Source organism: Castellaniella sp., from assembly GCF_034675845.1.
Classification (GTDB): Bacteria; Pseudomonadota; Gammaproteobacteria; order Burkholderiales; family Burkholderiaceae_B; genus Castellaniella.
On record NZ_JAUCCU010000001.1, the window covers coordinates 1,944,811 to 1,960,270 of the forward strand.

Here is a 15,460-nt window from a genome sequence, read left to right on the forward strand (position 1 = left end):
CGGGGGACAAGTTTCAGAAATGGTGGAGGTTTTATCCGCCAATTAATGCATGGCTGCTACCGTTTTAGCGGTGACATCACCTTGTTGTCCCCCAAACTCGACCCGCACATAATTGATCAGTTCCGCAAGCTCGGCATCGTTCAGCGCCCCCGCGAACCCAGGCATCGCCTGCCGCCCCTGATTGTCGGGAAAGTCTTTTTGGCCCAGGCCGTGCAGCATGACCTGAAGCAGGTTGTTGGGGTCCGGATTGCGCACGGTCGAGTTGCCCGCCAGTGCGACGGTCACATTGGGCTTGCCTTCTCCGCTGGCCGAGTGGCACCCTGCACACAAGGCCAGATAGTGCTTGCGGCCTGCCTGGACGGAGGTGACTTCGGCAGGCGTGGCCGGTGCGAGCAATGTCGCCGCAGCCGGCGAATCGCCAGTCAGGTATCTGACAGCCGCCTGATTGTCGGCGTCCGATAGATGTCTGAGGCTGTAATGAAAGGCTTCGTACATGCTGCCATAAGCGGAGCCTTGGGGTGCAATCCCTTTGGCCAGAAACCGCTGCAGATCTGCTGTGGTCCAGCCGCGGTCTGCCAGCGCGGTCGGCGTGATGTTGGGTGCATGGATGGCTTCGGCGTCCCCGCCTTCCAGGCTTTTTGTCAGTGTCATCTGGCCGACGATGCCGCGCGGGGTATGGCATTCGATGCAATGCCCAAGCACGTTGACCAGATAACGGCCGCGCACCCATTCGTCAGAACTGCCCGTCGACACGGCAGGCAATTCCTTGCTCAGGAAAAGCAAGTTCCAGCCGCGCATCAGCACTCTGATGTTGAAGGGGAAGGGAACGCCGTTCTTTTGGTTTGGCACGGCGGCGGGTTCGATGCTCTGCAGGTAGGCAAAAATGGCATCGCTGTCTGTGCGCGTCATCCCCCGGTACGAGGTATAAGGCATGGCGGGATACAGGGGGTGATCGGGTGCGATGCCATCATGCAGCACCTTATAGAAATCAGCCGAGGTCCAATCTCCGATGCCATAGTCCCTGTCGGGCGTGATGTTGGTGCCATAAATGGTGCCAAACGGGGTGGCGATGGGTACACCGCCCGCAAATGGCGCGCCGTCTTCGCTGGTATGACAGGCTGCGCAATCGCCCGCCTGGGCCAGGTATTTGCCACGCGCCAGCAGTTGCACGTCCGGGACATTGCCCTGCGCATCGACCGCCGACGTCTCGTAGGTGGGTTCCAGCACGCCCGATAGCACAACCCCGCCAACGACCAGCGCAAGCACAGCAACAGTTCCGGCAACGGTAGTCATTTTCATGGCAGCTCGTTCTTCGTGAGACCCGGCGTATTCAGAATGACATCCTTGACTGCTTGGTGATAGCGCACATAGCCCGTACATCGGCATATGTGGTCATTCAGCGAGTCAGTGACATACGTTTCGATCTGGTCTGGCGCGATGGGTTCGCGCTGCAGGCGTTCGAGCAGAACCGTGGCGGCATTGACGAAACCAGGTGTGCAGTAGCCACATTGAAAACTATAGAAATCCAGAAATTTTTGCTGGATGGGCGACAGTGCGGTGATCGCGCCGTTTTCGTCGCGCTGGGCATGGCCTTCTATGGTGCGCAGCTTGCGGCCATTGAAGTAGCCGACGCCGGTAATACAGGTGCGTATTTCCTCGCTGTGCCCGTTGTCTCGGTCGAGTATGACGACGCAGGCGCGGCAGACACCCTGTCCGCAGCCAAGACGAGTGCCAGTCAGATGCGCGTATTCGTGCAGAAAGTCGATCATCATCAGGGTTTCAGGCACCTGCACTGGCCCGATGGACTGCCCATTGATCGTCATGGACACTGTGATCGTGGCGATGCTCATGCCAGTGCCTCCTGAATTTTCTCGGGGGTGACCGGCAGGGAATAAAACCGTTGCCCGGTTGCGTGGGCAATGCCGTTCACGATGGCGGCCACAATCGGAATCATCACGACTTCGGCCATGCCCTTCGGGGGGTCGGTGTCAGATAGCGGCGGGAGGATTTCTGCGGTTTGCTGCCAGAGCGCCACGTCTTTGGCGAGAGGCAAGTGATAACGGTTGAAGTTCCAGGTGCCGTTGCCGGGGCCGTCTTCGTACAGCGGCAGATGTTCATGGAGCGCATGCCCGATCCCCATCGCCAGTCCGCCCTGTATCTGACCTGAAACCAGTTGGGGCGACAGCAGCGTGCCGCATTCGATGATGGAATGATGGTTCAACAGTTCAACCTTGCCACTGGCAAGATGCACCGCTATTTCGGCCAGCGTGCCCATGGCGGAATAGTAGGTCACGGCGGCATTGTTGCGCTGGACGGGCGAGTAATAGACGGCATGTCGGCGGATCACCTGATAGTGGCCCTTGGTCGTGCTTTGGGTGCCCAGGGTATCGTCCAAACCTGCGTCGATGCTGACCACGCGCTGGTCGGCCGATCCATTGGTCCGACCAGATGGGTTTTTGTCGGTTAGTTGTCCATCGGCTGGTGCTTGGGCGCCAAAGCACAGGGCCAAGCCATCCAGCGGTAGTCGTTCGGGCTTGTCGTTTATCATGAAATCGGCTTCTGCCCACTGCCAGCGGTTAAAGCCGTGAACCACGGCCCCTACCACCAAGCCCATTGCGTGGGCCTTACTGGCCAACTGCGCCAGGCCGAGCGGCTGCATGCCGTCAGCGGTCAGCATGCCTTTGACCCAGCGTGCGTCTTCCCGGCGGACCACGTAGGGCGCGGCCTGCCCGCCGCCGATGCCACTGGTCCAGATGGCTTGCGCCGCAGGCCACAGGCCGTGCGTGAAAACAAGACGTGCTGCCTCGCGCGTGGTGTGCGTGTAATAAAAAGCCGAATTGGAGGCACTGGCGGGTGAGGCCAGGGCCGGAGTCCAGGCCGGATCGGTCGATAAGCGGTCCTGGTCTGCCTGGCTCATCAGATAAGGGTCGCCGGATGACACCATCGGCAGATCGGGCCAATCGACGATGGCGACACCAATATCATTGGCAGGCTGCCCTAGCCAGCGCACGCAGGCCAGTGCTTGCGACGTGCTCATGCCTGTGCCAATCTCCGTGCCGGTATGGCGCAGCAAAATACGGCCATCGGGCGAGACTTCTACTTTTGCAAAGGAAGACTCGGCACCTGTACCGAAGTCCTTTTGTACGCACGCAAATCCCACGCCGTACAGCTTGCCCGGATGTTCGGTCTCGTAGGCGTTTTTGCGTTGGACGCGTTCGGTCCAGAGCGGATGTAATTGTGCTCTTTTCAGGACGTCTTCGGCGCGGACCTCTCCGGCGGGGATGGCACCCTGGGTGTTCTTCATCCCGGTTTTCAGCACATTTTTAAGCCGGAAATCAATCGGGTCCAGCCCAAGCTCTTGGGCCAATTCGTCCATCAGCATTTCGGTTGCCGCCATGGACTGCAAGGTGCCATAGCCCCGCGCCGAGCCCGCGTCCACCGCCCGCGAGGCATCCGCCCTGGACATCATGTCGGATTTGGGCAGGTAATAGATCGACTGCGCCGCCGTGGCGCTTACCATCACCACGGATGGCGACAGATTGCAGCGCCCGCCGCCGTTGGCCACCATGTCCACGACACAGGACTGGATCATGCCGCTGTTGCGGTCGATACTGATCTGGTAATCCATGTCAAAAGCATGGCGTTTCAGCGCTGTCTGGAATTGCTCGTAGCGATCATTGGCGATACGCACCGGCCTGCCGTCTGAATACAGTGCACAGACCAGGCCATAGAAGGGCATGCTGAAGTGATCCTTGGAGCCATAGCCCACGGTATAACAAGGATGCATCACCAAAGTCCTGGCCCCGAAGCGGCTCTTGGCCAGCATGTCCGCCGCCGTCGCAGCGACTTCACTGGGCGACTGCGTAGGCACCACCATGTGCAAGGTCTGATTTGTCTGGTCGTACCAGCAGTTGGCGTTATCGGGCTCCAGTGCGGCGGTATCGACCGATTGGGTCTGGTATTTGCGCTTGAATACCAGCCAATCGGGGGGCGGGTTTTCCAGCTCTTGGCGGATCTGTTGCGCGTAGTACATCCCTTCTTCGCCGACCGCGCCGTGGTTTTTGCCATCAGGCCATACCGGCAGCCGCTTACGCATCTGGCTGGGGAATATCGGTGCGTCCTTGAGGCTGGAAAACACGTCTTCGGCATAGCCGTCCTGGCCACCCACCCGCACATAGCGAAAAGTGCCCCAGGGATCGCGTTGCAGCGGCCCGGTGTGCTGGCCGTACTGGATGACATCGTCCTGAAACTTCAGGGCGTCCTTAGCCAGGCGGAATCGGGCGAAATCGTGAAAAATAAGAATCGCCACCGCATGGCCCAGATACGCCGGTGTCTTGCCTGCCGGCAAGAGCATGTCCTCGCCGTAAAAATCGGAAAACGCCACGCCGTCGCGCTGCAGGTCGTCGGCGGTCACAATGCGATCGGGCTTCAAGTCCGCGCCCAAGCGCGATAAATCAAAGCCGGTATAAATCGAATCGGCGAGGGTAGCGCGCAATATCAGCGCGTGGCTTTGCTGATCTGGCCAGTTAGGCAGGTCGCGCGCCCGGATGTCGCGTGCGAAGATTTTGCTGCCGGTGACCTTTGCAATGCCATCGACCCGGAATCTGGCCAAGCCCGTGGACGGGTCCCAGTGCATGGGAGTCAGCAGCTTTTGCTCAAAGAGTGCTGCGTAGGCGGATGACCCGAAGGGCGCGATATAAGTGGTAATGCCTGCCAGCGATACCGCTTTCAGGAAATGGCGCCTCGATATTTTGGCACTGGTCATCTCTTTTCTTGGGCCCCTGGAAAGATGCGACGGAATAACAGCTTTATACCGCCCGGCAGTTAAACAAGCTAGCCGGGACAAACACCCAGCCAAGCCCATATTGCCATCACGCCGGATACATCGACACACCGTCGTATCATGTAAATTGATAGCAAAGATATTCCCCAAGGGACCTCCATGACACAACTGCCCGCCACATCGGCGCCCACCGTGATTGTTCTGGCAGCAGGCCAGGGTCAGCGGTTTCGGCTGTCCGGCGGCGGCATGCACAAGCTGGATGCCCCGTTGAATGGACTGTCGGTGTTGCAGCGGGTACTGCAGGCTGTGGCTGCGTCGGGGTTGCCTTATCATGTGGTTCGGCCCGAACAGGACGTGGAAGGTGATGCTCCTGGCATGGGTGACTCTATCGCGCGCGGTGTGCGGGCGACGGCGCAGGCCACAGGCTGGCTTATCCTGCCTGGCGACCTGCCTTTGGTCACGTCCGATAGTCTGTGCCAAGTGGCGCTGAACCTGGTGTCGCACCCTGTCGTGGTGCCTAGGTGGAATGGGCAACCAGGCCATCCGGTCGGGTTTGGCGCAGCGTGCTTTGCCGCGCTGACCGCCCTGCGCGGTGATACGGGCGCAGCTTCCATTGTCCGTGTGCACCGGCAAGCCGGCACCTTGCTGACCCTGCATCTGGACGATCCTGGCATTGCGACAGACATCGATACCCTGGACGATCTGGCACGGGCCGAAGCATTGCTCGCCGCATGTCATTCTTGATGGAATACAGCGCCATGGAAAGCACGGATATTCGAGTTCTATGCACGCTAAGAGACTGGCGCGCCGAGGGGCAGCGGGCATTGTTGGCAACCGTCATCCGGACCTGGGGGTCTGCGCCCCGGCCTGCGGGTGCGCTGATGGCCTTGCGCGAGGATGGGCGCGTCGTGGGCTCGGTGTCCGGCGGCTGCATCGAGGATGATTTGATTTTCCGCTATACGCGTGCGCATGACGGGCCAGGCATGCCCGCTGGCCTCCCCCAGGTTGTGCGCTATGGCGTGGACGCAGACGACGCGCACCGGTTCGGACTGCCCTGCGGCGGTACACTGGAAATCTTGCTGGAATTCGACCCGCAGCAGGCCTTGTTAGGGGAACTGGTGCACAGGCTGAAACAAGGCGAACTGGTGCGCCGCACAGTCTGTTGTGACGATGGCCGCGTCACGCTAGAGCATGCCGAAGCGCCTCAGTCGCTGCGGTTTGATGGCAGCCGCCTGACGAATATTTTTGGCCCTGAATACCGCATGTTGCTGATCGGTGCGGGGATATTGGCCGAATATCTGTCCACGATGGCGTTATTCAATGGTTTTGCCGTGACGCTATGCGATCCACGTGTGGAGCACATGGGTGCCTGGTCCTTATTGGGCGTACACAAAACCACCGAGATGCCCGATGACGCGGTGGTCGCGTTCCAGCCTGATCGGCGTAGTTGCATCATTGCGCTCAGTCATGACCCCAAGCTCGATGACCTGGCGCTGCTGGAGGCAATTCACAGCCCTGCGTTTTATGTGGGTGCCATCGGCTCGCGCCGCAATAACCAGCGCCGCCGCGCCCGGATGATCGAGTATTTTGATGAAACCGAAGCATCGCTGGAAAACTTGCGCGGGCCTGTTGGCCTCTATATCGGCAGCAAGACCCCAGCCGAAATCGCGGTAAGCATCATGGCGGAAGTCCTGGCCGTCAAAAACGGGGTGCATCTGCCCCGCGAACTATCTTTTAGCTGAATATTGCATGCCCGTCTCCGAATCCTTCAATTGCCCTTGTGGGCTGCCGAACACTTATCATGCCTGCTGTGGCCGTTGGCATCATGGGCCCTTGCACCTGCAGGCGCCCGATGCACAGGCTCTGATGCGGTCACGCTACAGCGCCTATGTGCTGGATGAGATCGACTACCTGCTGCAAACCTGGCATCCCCGCACCCGTCCGGCCTCGCTGGCGCCCAATGAATCAGGCACCAAGTGGCTGGGTTTAGAGGTGCGACACCATGACAGCCAGGATGCGGAGCATGAAACCGTGGAATTCGTGGCGCGGGTCAGAGTGAATGGCCGCGCATCGCGCATGCACGAAGTCAGCCGTTTCGTGCGCGAAGCCGGGCGGTGGCTGTATGTGGACGCGATGGCAGAAGCCTAGCATCCTGGGCGATTCCGCCGTCTCTTACAGGAGGATTTTGTGAATTACATCCAGACGGAAGCAGCATCGCGTGTCGCGATCTTGATTGACTGCGACAACGTTTCACCAGATATCCTGGAATATGCACTCCTGATATCAGCACAGTTTGGCAGAGCCACAATACGACGCGGTTATGGCAATCAAAGAACCTTGGCCGATAAGTGGCGTGACGTGCTTGTTTCTTCCGCATTTACCCCTTGTCTGCAATACCAATATGCCTCTGGTAAAAATACGGCCGATCTTGCGCTCGCACTGGATGCGCTTGAGGCCCTATTTGACGAGCAAGCTGATGTATTCTGTCTAATCACCAGTGACTCGGACTTTGCCTATCTTTGTCGTAAGCTACGCGAACGTGGAGCCATGGTTTACATCATTGGAGAACCCAAGACGCCAAGCGCTCTGCGTAATGCCAGCGATCAATTCTTTGAATGGATCCGCGAGGAGGGCGTGACTACACGGCTCGGGGATGCGAGCCCAGAGGACTGTAAGCAAAAGATAGCGGGCGCCGAGGATATAGTAAATGACAAGCCAAATCGTCAGCAACGGCCTATTTTTGTTGTTAAAGCAGTCACCTTGCTTGCTAGTGAGTCAGCGGACGATAAAGTCCATCTTGGTCAGCTCGGACAATATCTTAAGCGCACTGACCCAGCCTTTTCACCAAAGACATACGGGCATACAGGTTTGTTGGAGATGCTGAGAACGTATGACCTACTTTCCGTGCATAAGGAAAATACCGGGGGATGGTCTGCGAGCTTGGTGAAAACCAAGCACTGAGCGCTGCTTTAGAGGTGTTCCCGCATCTGGGCTGCGATAATGCTTGTGTAATGGCTTTTGATACTTTTGAGGCAGATGATTGTGTCATTAGGCATATCATATGGCTGGACGAATGGGCGATTTACACAGAACTAGCAGCATGGCAACTTCCTTACCGAACCATACCGATAGCGGCCAATGGCTAGCGCAAATACGAGCCTGGGCGCACGAACTCGGGTTTTCGCAAATTGGCGTCTCGGGCGTGGATCTTTCCTCGGCCGAGCCGGATTTGCTGCAATGGTTGGCCCTGGGTTACCACGGCAACCTGCATTACATGGAGCGCCATGGTCTCATGCGGGCGCGTCCAGCCGAACTGGTTCCAGGCACGATCAGCGTGATTACCGCACGCATGCCCTATTTGCCGCGTGCTACCACCCCACCTGACTGGCAAACACGCGAACTTTCAAGACTGGATCAACCGGGCGAGGGTGTGGTGTCGCTTTATGCGCGGGGACGCGACTATCACAAGGTCGTGCGTGCGCGGCTGCGAAAATTATGCGATCGCATCGAGACGCTGGTCGGCCCATTTGGTTATCGCGCTTTTTCGGACTCGGCGCCTGTGCTGGAAAAAGAGCTGGCCAGCCGCAGTGGCCAGGGCTGGCGCGGCAAGCATTCCCTGGTGCTCTCACGCGATGCCGGGTCGATGTTCTTTTTAGGCGAAATTTTTGTGGATTTTGCACTGGAGCCCACCGACCCGGTCAGCGCCCATTGCGGCACCTGTACCGCCTGTATCGACATCTGTCCCACGGGGGCGATTGTCGCGCCGGGCGTGGTCGATGCGCGCCGCTGCATTTCCTATCTCACCATCGAAAATCATGGCCCCATCCCCGAGGAACTGCGCCCGCTGATGGGCAACCATATCTATGGTTGCGATGATTGCCAGACGATCTGCCCTTGGAACAAATACGCGCAGACGACCGATCTGCCCGACTTTGACGAGCGTTCGCCGCTGGTGGGCCATCAACTTGTGGCGCTGTTTGCCTGGGACGAAGCCACTTTTTTGAAAAACACCGAGGGCGGGCCGATCCGGCGCATCAACCACGAACGCTGGCTGCGCAACATCGCCGTGGCGCTGGGCAATGCGCTGCGTCAGGCCGATCCGGAGCAGGTGCAGGCCTTGCGTGCCGCGCTGCTCAGCCGTGCCGACCACGCCAGCGCCCTGGTGCGCGAGCACGTTGCCTGGGCGCTGGCACAGCGCGACTAGGCAGGTGGTCGCCTATACTGGAGCCCTTATTGACTATCTCGCAGCTTGCGCTGTGCCTTGTAGCCAACAATGACTGATTTTCCCAATTGCCCCGAATGCGCCGCCCAGGATACCTACCAGGATGACGAGCACTATATTTGTCCGCATTGCGCACATGAATGGTCTGCCGAAGCTTCGCCTGCCGACTCATCAGACGAGGCCCGAGTGGTCCTGGACAGCAATGGCAACCCCTTGGTGACCGGAGATGCCGTCATCCTGATCAAGGACCTGAAGCTCAAGGGCTCGTCCAACACCATCAAAAAAGGCACCAAGGTCAAGAACATCCGCATCGTCGATGGCGATCATGAGGTGGACTGCAAGGTCGATGGCATGGCGGTGATGCTCAAGGCCGAGTTTCTTAAAAAGGCCTGACACTTTGTTTTGAGAAAGCAATATCATTTTCGCCAAGGTCCCCAGGGGCTGCTGGCCTGGGATGTGGATCGCCTGCTGGTGTTGGCGGCAGGCCTGGATGCCAAAGAAATCCCGCTGGAATCGCTGGGCGAACTGGACGAGCCTTATTGGTACGAAATCGGTAACGCTGTCCCGACATGCCGGTCCATCGCTGAGCATCTGTGCTTGGTGCAGGCCGCTGACCTTGCCTACCCAATCATTTTGTGTCCGGCCGGTCGGATCATGGACGGCATGCACCGTGTGGTGAAAGCCCTGGTGGCGGGCTATCCGACCATTGCTGCGGTACGTTTTACTGAAATGCCCGCTGCGGATTATGTGGGCATTGCGCCGGATGATCTGCCTTATGACGATGCTTGAAAGCCTTGGCCTATCGCCGGTGGATGGCAAGCCAGATCGTGGGGCTATCGGGAGATGTGGCATCCACACGGTGCCTGAGGCCCGCCGGAAGCCAGTAGTGGTCGCCCGGTGCCAGTACAACAGCGGTGTCATGGCCTTCGACTTGCAGTGTGGCTGACCCTTGCAGGACAATAACCCATTCGTCTTCGTCTTGTTCATACCAGAAGCCAGGTGGGCTTTTCTGCCCATGGGAGACAATGCGTTCAATCCGCAAGCCGGGCATATCCAGCAGATCATCGAAGGCCTCGCAGGAGGTATCTGCAGGCATGCTCGCAAAGAGGTTAGCTAGCATATTTGGGTTGTCCTCACTGATTTTTCTGACGTTAATCTGGCCGAAACATCAGTCCGCCGTGATCGATTGTGACCCGGACCGCCTCCAAGTTATGGGGGGTGACGTGGATCATGCCTTTGCCAGGAATGTCGATTTCGGAAATCATGAACAGGGCAAGTGATGTGACGATTGGAACCACGAGCAGCAAGACATTGCTGTCTGATTTGCCGCGCATGTTGTAGCCAATCAGAAAATTAGAACAAATGCCGAAAAGAATCAAAATAATCCAGGCAGTGCCTGGGATTTGGTGCCGCCAACTGGCCATGGTTTTCTGTTGAGCGGTGTATAGATCGTTGGCGGCGTTCAGGGCGCTGGTCATGACCGAATTGGGGTGTTCTTTGGCAATCCGGCTGATCAATTTCCACATATGGGTCTGTGTGCGGATGGATTCCAGGCGAATGGCGTCACGCTGCTCTTCATCCGCCGTATCAAAGAACTGAATACGCAGATCCAGATAATCATGCAGCAGCTTTTGGGCCTGTGTTTGTTGGCTGGCATTGGCCAACAAAGTGGTGCGCTGAAAGGCATTGCCAATGGCGATGGCTTCATATTCTTCTGCGCTGATGCGGTTGTTATAGCCGTCGATGGCAATCGACAAGATAAACCCCATCAGCAGGCCAAACAAGGAAAGGGTGGCGCCCAGAATAATGCCTAGTTCCTCGCTCAGGACTGTATCCCGTTTCTTATGCCGTACCCACAAGTGCTTGCCCAGAAAGGCCGAGGCCCCCAAAATCACAAAGATAGATAACAGCATGGCCCAGGAGTACATGTCGATGAAGTCAATAAAGCTATCCATGAAAGCAAGGTCCTATCCTGTTGTGCTGTGTGGTTTTTCGAGGCATGGTACTCGGGTTTGCGCCTGTTCAAACGCCCGTGCCAGGGCGTCATAATAGCCTTCATCGTCCATGCCACAGTAGTTCAGAAAATCGCATGCTCCTTTGCCGCCCTGTCATACAACGATTCGGCATCAACACCAAAGGCCGGGATCTTGCTGTGGGCGACATTCACGGATGTTTCAGCAAGCTGGAATCTATGCTGCAAAAAATCCGGTTTGCGCCGGAGGAAGATCGGCTTTTCTCGGTGGGCGATCTGGTTGATCGCGGACCAGAATCGCACCATGTGCTCGATTGGCTGAATCGCCCTTGGTTCCATGCTATTTGCGGTAATCATGATCTGATGACTTGGCGCAGGGCTATCGGTGATCCATATCCCGGCGTCGATCATACGATGCACGGCGGGCAATGGCTGGATGCATGCAATACAGCCGAAAAACAACAGATCGCGCAGCGCCTGCGTGCATTGCCTCTGGCGATAGAGGTGGAAACAGCGCAGGGCATCATCGGGATCGTGCATGCTGACTTTCCTTATGATGACTGGCAGGCCATGCACAGAGAACAACCCAGTGATGATGACGAAAAAATTTGCCTGTGGTCATCGGATCGTTATCGTGCGCAGTACACACAACCGATCAAGCATGTGCGAGCTGTGGTGCATGGGCATACGACTCTGCCGAAATTAACCCAATTGGGCAATGTTTTCTATATTGATACAGGTGGTTGGCGTGCCGATGGAAGGTTCACGCTGTTGGATTTGCAGAGGCTAAAAGCGGTTTGCTGATTACTTCATTGTCACGCCGATCTAACGCGGCTCCGGCATCGCTGGGGGACGGCTCCACTGAGCGTTGTGGATTTTCCTGCTTCAGGGCGTCGTCATGTCTTTGATTTACTGGCTAAAATACGCCAATTAAATTAAGGAATCATTCATGAATGCCCGTCTGATGCGGCTGTGTGGGGCGCATTTTTACTTGCAAAGGCTGGGTGGGCCCGTCATTGTCATGTGCGTGCTCGCCTGGTTGCTGCTTTCGTTGCCGGGGGTTGCCCGTGCTGCGGTCGAAGACATTGTCTTTCCGGCACAAGTGCAGCAAGGTGCCATGGTGATCGGCAAGGTGCCGCCCAATAGCCAGGTCGTCTATGGCGAACGCAGTCTGTCTGTGACCGATTACGGTACCGTCGTATTTGGCGTGGCTGCAGATGCCAATGGGCCTTTGCAACTGCGGGTGATGCCCCCCGGGGGGGCTGCGGTTCAGGTCGATATCACGGTGCAGACACGCGACTGGCCCACTGAACGGGTCAGTGGCCTGCCGCCCAAAACCGTTTCACCACCGCCCAAATTGGCCAAGCGCATCCAGGCAGAACAGGTGCGCGTGGCCCAGGCGCGTGCGCACAGCGATTTGGGGACCGGCTTCGCGCAGGCCTTCATTTGGCCCGTGCGCGGGCGTGTGTCAGGGCGCTTTGGCAGCCGACGTGTCTACAATGGCGTACCAGGGGCCGGGCATTCGGGCATGGACATCGCTGTCCCACAAGGCACCCCCGTCAAGGCACCCGCCGGGGGCCGGGTGGTGTTTGCCGATCCCGATCTGTACCTGACTGGGGGGACGGTGCTGCTTGATCACGGCTATGGCATAGGGTCTAATTTTCTTCACCTGTCACGCCTGGATGTTCGTGTGGGTGATGTGATCCGCCAAGGCCACGTCATCGGGCTGGCCGGTGCAACTGGCCGGGCCACAGGCCCCCATGTGCATTGGGGCATGACGTGGTTTGATGTGCGCATCGACCCCTTGCTGGTGGTAGACAGGCGGCCGTAACGCCTTGTGGCTGCGTCATGATGGCGAGCTTTTATGAAAAGCGCCAGCAGGCGTGCAGCAGTGGGGTACTGAGTATGCTGATCAGGTGGCGGTTCAGGTAGTCGGTTTTATCCGGATTTGGTCTGAATCGTAATGTTGCAAGCCCAGTGAAGGTTGCAAATCTGCGTAGACACCGATGAATATACAGGTGTGTGGCTGTTTCTTCTGGCGGCCGGGTGTAGCGGCCCTCTTCGGGCAACTGGCTTTGCAGCATAGGAAAAGCCCTTAGGAATGCCTTTGCGTAAAAATCAACAGGGCGTTCGTCTTTACCGTATTTTTCCAGCAAATATACGGTGAATAAAAAAGATTGCTGGGCGAAGGGTAAATCAGGATAGCGATCCCAATAGGCCCAATTGAATTGACGGATATAGCATTCCAGCAGGGCTGGATACAGGCCATCACCGTCATTGTTTTTTAGTAATTTTCGGCATTTCTGGCTGATGATCAGCCGCCCTTTGTATTTGCGGACAAAACCAGCCAGCGTGGCAAGGACATGCACGATGTGCAGTTCGATGAAGTCTGTCTCTGTACTGACGGGGCCATACCAACCATCGTCGTCTTCATGAAATGTTGATCGGTAGTCCTCGGCCAGTGTGCGGCAGACTGCGCGAGGCAGGTTGCCCTTGGCCGTCGGCTTTAACCCGTCATCGCCCATAGCATCTCTCAGGCGCAGAAATAACCAGACTAGCGGCGTCTGACTGCATGCGCTCAGAGGCACTTTATCTTGGAAGGCAACCAGGGCAGGGCTGTCGAATGGTGCGTACAGGATCTGGCTCATCTGTTCGGGTGACAAGCCATGGAAGTCATCCACTGCGCGGCGGTTGTGCTCGATAAAGAATGTCTCTGCGCAGGTCTGGGCGGATTCGATTGTTGGGAACGCATCTTGCGACATGGCGTCTTGCAAGGCTTTGATGATTGGGTTTTGTCGATTGATGTCTGACATGATGAGCAAATGTTGGGGGTGCGAATTCAGGCGTCCGCCCGGAATCGCTGCACGATAATATCAGCCGTTCGCAGGCTGAGGGCGGCGATGGTCAGGGTGGGGTTGGCGGTGCCTCCAGTGGGGAACACGCTCGAACCCAGCACGTACAGATTGGGGTGATCGTGGCTGCATGATTGTGCATCCACGACCGAATGGCGCGGATCGGATCCCATGCGGCAGGTGCCCATGATGTGTCCGGCGCCAAAGAAATCCGGCGCGTGCTGTATGGCGCTGGCGCGCAGACGCCCGAAGATTTCTTCATGATCTTGCCGGGCCTGTCGCATGCCCTGGCGCGCGTAATCATCGACGCGGTAGCGGATGTGCGGCAGTGGCACCCCGTAAACGTCTTGCTTCTGGGGATCCAGCGTCACCTGATTATCGGCTTCGGGCAGTTGTTCGGTCAGGGCGGTCAGGCGCAGGTGGCGAGCCGTTTCATGCTGCAGGGCACGATCCAAAGCCTGTGCATCTAGACCGCGACTGGCTAGCTGGGCTGCCAGTGGCAGTGGGCCGCCGGTGGGCCAGTTCCAGCCATCGTTGCCGATCTCGATGCGGTAGGCGCTGTGATCGCGACGAAAATCGCCGTCGCGCAGATTTTCGATCCCAGACGTAGACAGGGGCCCCCGGTAGGGGTAGACCGGGTCCTGACTGAGCGCCCACGACAGTTGGACCGGGTGGTCCATCAGATTGCGTCCCACCTGGTCTGAGCTGTTGGCCAGTCCAGCAGGCCAGGCTGCGGACCGCGAGGCCAGCAGCAGCCGGGGGGTTTCGATGGCATGGCAGGCCAGGATGAATATGCTTGCCTGAACCTGCCCTTCGGATTGATCCCAGCGGCGGAATCGGGCGGTGGTGATTTGGCCCTGGGCATCCGGGATCAATTGCACCACTGTGCTTTGATCCAGCAAGCGGGCGCCGGCCGCCTGAGCTTTTTTCAGGTGGGCAGTGGCGTCGTATTTCGCCTGGATCGGACAGACCGGAATGCAACTGGAGCTGCCGCAGCATGGTGGTCTTTCATCATGTACGACCGAATTGCGCGCCTGTGGCGTGGCCTGGACCTCGAAGCGGGTGTCGCCCAGGGTCTGGGCCAGCGTGTGGTCCAGATAGGTTTGCGGGATGGGCGGCAGCAGAAACGGGCCGCTGCGCGGTGAACCCAGATCGTGGCTGGAATCCCCCGACACCCCGAGCGCATGCTCGGCTTGCAGGTAGAAGGGCTCCAGGTCGGCATACGTGATCGGCCAATCCACCCCGCGGCCGAACCGGGTTTGTGTCTGAAAGTCGCTGGGCACGAGGCGCAGGCAGGTGCCTAGCCAGTGCCAGGTGGTACCCCCCACCACCTTCAGGTAGGTGCTCTTGAAGAAGTCGGGGCCTTCCTGCTGATACCAATCGCCCAGGCGGTCCGAGGTGGGATGGATGGCCTCGGGCTGCACTGGGTAGGCGCATTCGGGCACCTTGATGGCGGCATCCCGGAAATGTTGCACCGCTTGATTGCGGTCCACGGGTTTGCCCGGCCTCAATGATGAGAATCCGCAGGCCGGCTTGCGCCAGCCGCGTGGCGGCCAGCGCGCCAGCGATGCCGGAGCCGACAATGACAACATCCGCTTGTAAAGGTTGGGTCATGCGTTTTTCTTGGAAGT

General features: G+C 58.2%; 17 protein-coding genes. 9 read left to right on the forward strand and 8 right to left on the reverse strand.

Going from position 1 to position 15,460, the window contains the following annotated elements; genetic code table 11:
- Positions 1-42 precede the first annotated feature (42 nt).
- The 3 genes from VDP81_RS09360 to VDP81_RS09370 are packed head-to-tail and all read right to left on the reverse strand — an operon-like array spanning position 43 to position 4,765.
- Positions 43-1,299 carry a cytochrome c gene (locus VDP81_RS09360; RefSeq protein WP_322996072.1) on the reverse strand — a complete coding sequence of 419 codons (1,257 nt, stop codon included), beginning with the start codon at positions 1,297-1,299 and terminating at the stop codon, positions 43-45.
- The gene (locus VDP81_RS09365) at positions 1,296-1,850 is read right to left on the reverse strand and encodes a (2Fe-2S)-binding protein (protein WP_322996073.1); all 555 of its coding nucleotides are present in this window, start codon (positions 1,848-1,850) and stop codon (positions 1,296-1,298) included. Before VDP81_RS09365 ends, VDP81_RS09360 begins: the two co-directional genes overlap by 4 nt.
- Entirely contained in the window at positions 1,847-4,765 is a 2,919-nt protein-coding gene (locus VDP81_RS09370) for a xanthine dehydrogenase family protein molybdopterin-binding subunit (protein ID WP_323012134.1), read from the reverse strand. The genes VDP81_RS09365 and VDP81_RS09370 overlap by 4 nt, the downstream gene beginning before the upstream one ends.
- A gap of 177 nt (positions 4,766-4,942) precedes the next feature.
- Here VDP81_RS09370 and VDP81_RS09375 point away from each other — a divergent pair, with 177 nt between their 5' ends.
- The 7 genes from VDP81_RS09375 (at position 4,943) to VDP81_RS09405 (ending at position 9,794) form a co-directional block, all read left to right on the forward strand.
- Complete coding sequence (locus VDP81_RS09375) at positions 4,943-5,527, forward strand: nucleotidyltransferase family protein (protein WP_322996075.1); 585 nt, start codon at positions 4,943-4,945, stop codon at positions 5,525-5,527.
- Between the two features lie 14 nt (positions 5,528-5,541).
- Positions 5,542-6,525 (forward strand): XdhC family protein, encoded by a 984-nt coding sequence (locus tag VDP81_RS09380; protein ID WP_323012412.1) that lies wholly within the window; start codon positions 5,542-5,544, stop codon positions 6,523-6,525.
- 7 nt (positions 6,526-6,532) lie between these two features.
- Positions 6,533-6,931 (forward strand): YchJ family protein, encoded by a 399-nt coding sequence (locus VDP81_RS09385; protein WP_322996076.1) that lies wholly within the window; start codon positions 6,533-6,535, stop codon positions 6,929-6,931.
- A 39-nt stretch (positions 6,932-6,970) separates the two neighbouring features.
- The gene (locus VDP81_RS09390) at positions 6,971-7,744 is read left to right on the forward strand and encodes an NYN domain-containing protein (RefSeq protein ID WP_323012135.1); all 774 of its coding nucleotides are present in this window, start codon (positions 6,971-6,973) and stop codon (positions 7,742-7,744) included.
- A gap of 139 nt (positions 7,745-7,883) precedes the next feature.
- Positions 7,884-8,987 (forward strand): tRNA epoxyqueuosine(34) reductase QueG, encoded by a 1,104-nt coding sequence (queG, locus tag VDP81_RS09395; RefSeq protein ID WP_323012136.1) that lies wholly within the window; start codon positions 7,884-7,886, stop codon positions 8,985-8,987.
- 69 nt (positions 8,988-9,056) lie between these two features.
- On the forward strand, positions 9,057-9,398 hold the full coding sequence (locus tag VDP81_RS09400) for a zinc ribbon domain-containing protein YjdM (RefSeq protein WP_322996078.1): 342 nt from the start codon (positions 9,057-9,059) through the stop codon (positions 9,396-9,398).
- 9 nt (positions 9,399-9,407) lie between these two features.
- Complete coding sequence (locus tag VDP81_RS09405; RefSeq protein ID WP_322996079.1) at positions 9,408-9,794, forward strand: hypothetical protein; 387 nt, start codon at positions 9,408-9,410, stop codon at positions 9,792-9,794.
- Positions 9,795-9,804: 10 nt separating this feature from the next.
- On the opposite strand, the gene VDP81_RS09410 is transcribed toward VDP81_RS09405, so the two are convergent.
- Together VDP81_RS09410 and VDP81_RS09415 are read right to left on the reverse strand one after the other, a co-directional pair.
- Positions 9,805-10,125, reverse strand: a complete 321-nt coding sequence (locus VDP81_RS09410) for a cupin domain-containing protein (protein WP_323012137.1) — start codon at positions 10,123-10,125, stop codon at positions 9,805-9,807.
- 31 nt (positions 10,126-10,156) lie between these two features.
- Complete coding sequence (locus VDP81_RS09415; protein ID WP_323012138.1) at positions 10,157-10,960, reverse strand: hypothetical protein; 804 nt, start codon at positions 10,958-10,960, stop codon at positions 10,157-10,159.
- A 134-nt stretch (positions 10,961-11,094) separates the two neighbouring features.
- Between VDP81_RS09415 and VDP81_RS09420 the strand changes: the two genes are divergently transcribed.
- A complete protein-coding gene (locus VDP81_RS09420; RefSeq protein ID WP_323012139.1) occupies positions 11,095-11,781 on the forward strand; it encodes a metallophosphoesterase in 687 nt (228 codons plus the stop codon).
- A 145-nt stretch (positions 11,782-11,926) separates the two neighbouring features.
- The gene (locus VDP81_RS09425) at positions 11,927-12,808 is read left to right on the forward strand and encodes a M23 family metallopeptidase (RefSeq protein WP_323012140.1); all 882 of its coding nucleotides are present in this window, start codon (positions 11,927-11,929) and stop codon (positions 12,806-12,808) included.
- Positions 12,809-12,839: 31 nt separating this feature from the next.
- Here the strand turns inward: VDP81_RS09425 and VDP81_RS09430 are convergent, their stop codons facing one another.
- From VDP81_RS09430 to VDP81_RS15360, 3 genes are read right to left on the reverse strand one after another with little or no spacing between them, the layout of a single operon-like run.
- On the reverse strand, positions 12,840-13,790 hold the full coding sequence (locus VDP81_RS09430; protein ID WP_323012141.1) for a hypothetical protein: 951 nt from the start codon (positions 13,788-13,790) through the stop codon (positions 12,840-12,842).
- A 26-nt stretch (positions 13,791-13,816) separates the two neighbouring features.
- Positions 13,817-14,953 (reverse strand): GMC oxidoreductase, encoded by a 1,137-nt coding sequence (locus tag VDP81_RS09435; RefSeq protein WP_416233248.1) that lies wholly within the window; start codon positions 14,951-14,953, stop codon positions 13,817-13,819.
- Positions 14,841-15,443: an FAD-dependent oxidoreductase gene (locus VDP81_RS15360; RefSeq protein WP_416233225.1), complete on the reverse strand. Its 603-nt coding sequence runs from the start codon at positions 15,441-15,443 to the stop codon at positions 14,841-14,843. Before VDP81_RS15360 ends, VDP81_RS09435 begins: the two co-directional genes overlap by 113 nt.
- Positions 15,444-15,460: the final 17 nt, after the last annotated feature.

Coding starts and splice junctions, on each gene's coding strand:
- VDP81_RS09360 (WP_322996072.1), bottom strand. CDS start 1,299: ATGAAAATGACTACCGTTGCCGGAACTGTTGCTGTGCTTGCGCTGGTC.
- VDP81_RS09365 (WP_322996073.1), bottom strand. CDS start 1,850: ATGAGCATCGCCACGATCACAGTGTCCATGACGATCAATGGGCAGTCC.
- VDP81_RS09370 (WP_323012134.1), bottom strand. CDS start 4,765: ATGACCAGTGCCAAAATATCGAGGCGCCATTTCCTGAAAGCGGTATCG.
- VDP81_RS09375 (WP_322996075.1), top strand. CDS start 4,943: ATGACACAACTGCCCGCCACATCGGCGCCCACCGTGATTGTTCTGGCA.
- VDP81_RS09380 (WP_323012412.1), top strand. CDS start 5,542: ATGGAAAGCACGGATATTCGAGTTCTATGCACGCTAAGAGACTGGCGC.
- VDP81_RS09385 (WP_322996076.1), top strand. CDS start 6,533: ATGCCCGTCTCCGAATCCTTCAATTGCCCTTGTGGGCTGCCGAACACT.
- queG (WP_323012136.1), top strand. CDS start 7,884: ATGGCAACTTCCTTACCGAACCATACCGATAGCGGCCAATGGCTAGCG.
- VDP81_RS09400 (WP_322996078.1), top strand. CDS start 9,057: ATGACTGATTTTCCCAATTGCCCCGAATGCGCCGCCCAGGATACCTAC.
- VDP81_RS09410 (WP_323012137.1), bottom strand. CDS start 10,125: ATGCTAGCTAACCTCTTTGCGAGCATGCCTGCAGATACCTCCTGCGAG.
- VDP81_RS09415 (WP_323012138.1), bottom strand. CDS start 10,960: ATGGATAGCTTTATTGACTTCATCGACATGTACTCCTGGGCCATGCTG.
- VDP81_RS09420 (WP_323012139.1), top strand. CDS start 11,095: ATGCTCCTTTGCCGCCCTGTCATACAACGATTCGGCATCAACACCAAA.
- VDP81_RS09425 (WP_323012140.1), top strand. CDS start 11,927: ATGAATGCCCGTCTGATGCGGCTGTGTGGGGCGCATTTTTACTTGCAA.
- VDP81_RS09430 (WP_323012141.1), bottom strand. CDS start 13,790: ATGTCAGACATCAATCGACAAAACCCAATCATCAAAGCCTTGCAAGAC.
- VDP81_RS15360 (WP_416233225.1), bottom strand. CDS start 15,443: ATGACCCAACCTTTACAAGCGGATGTTGTCATTGTCGGCTCCGGCATC.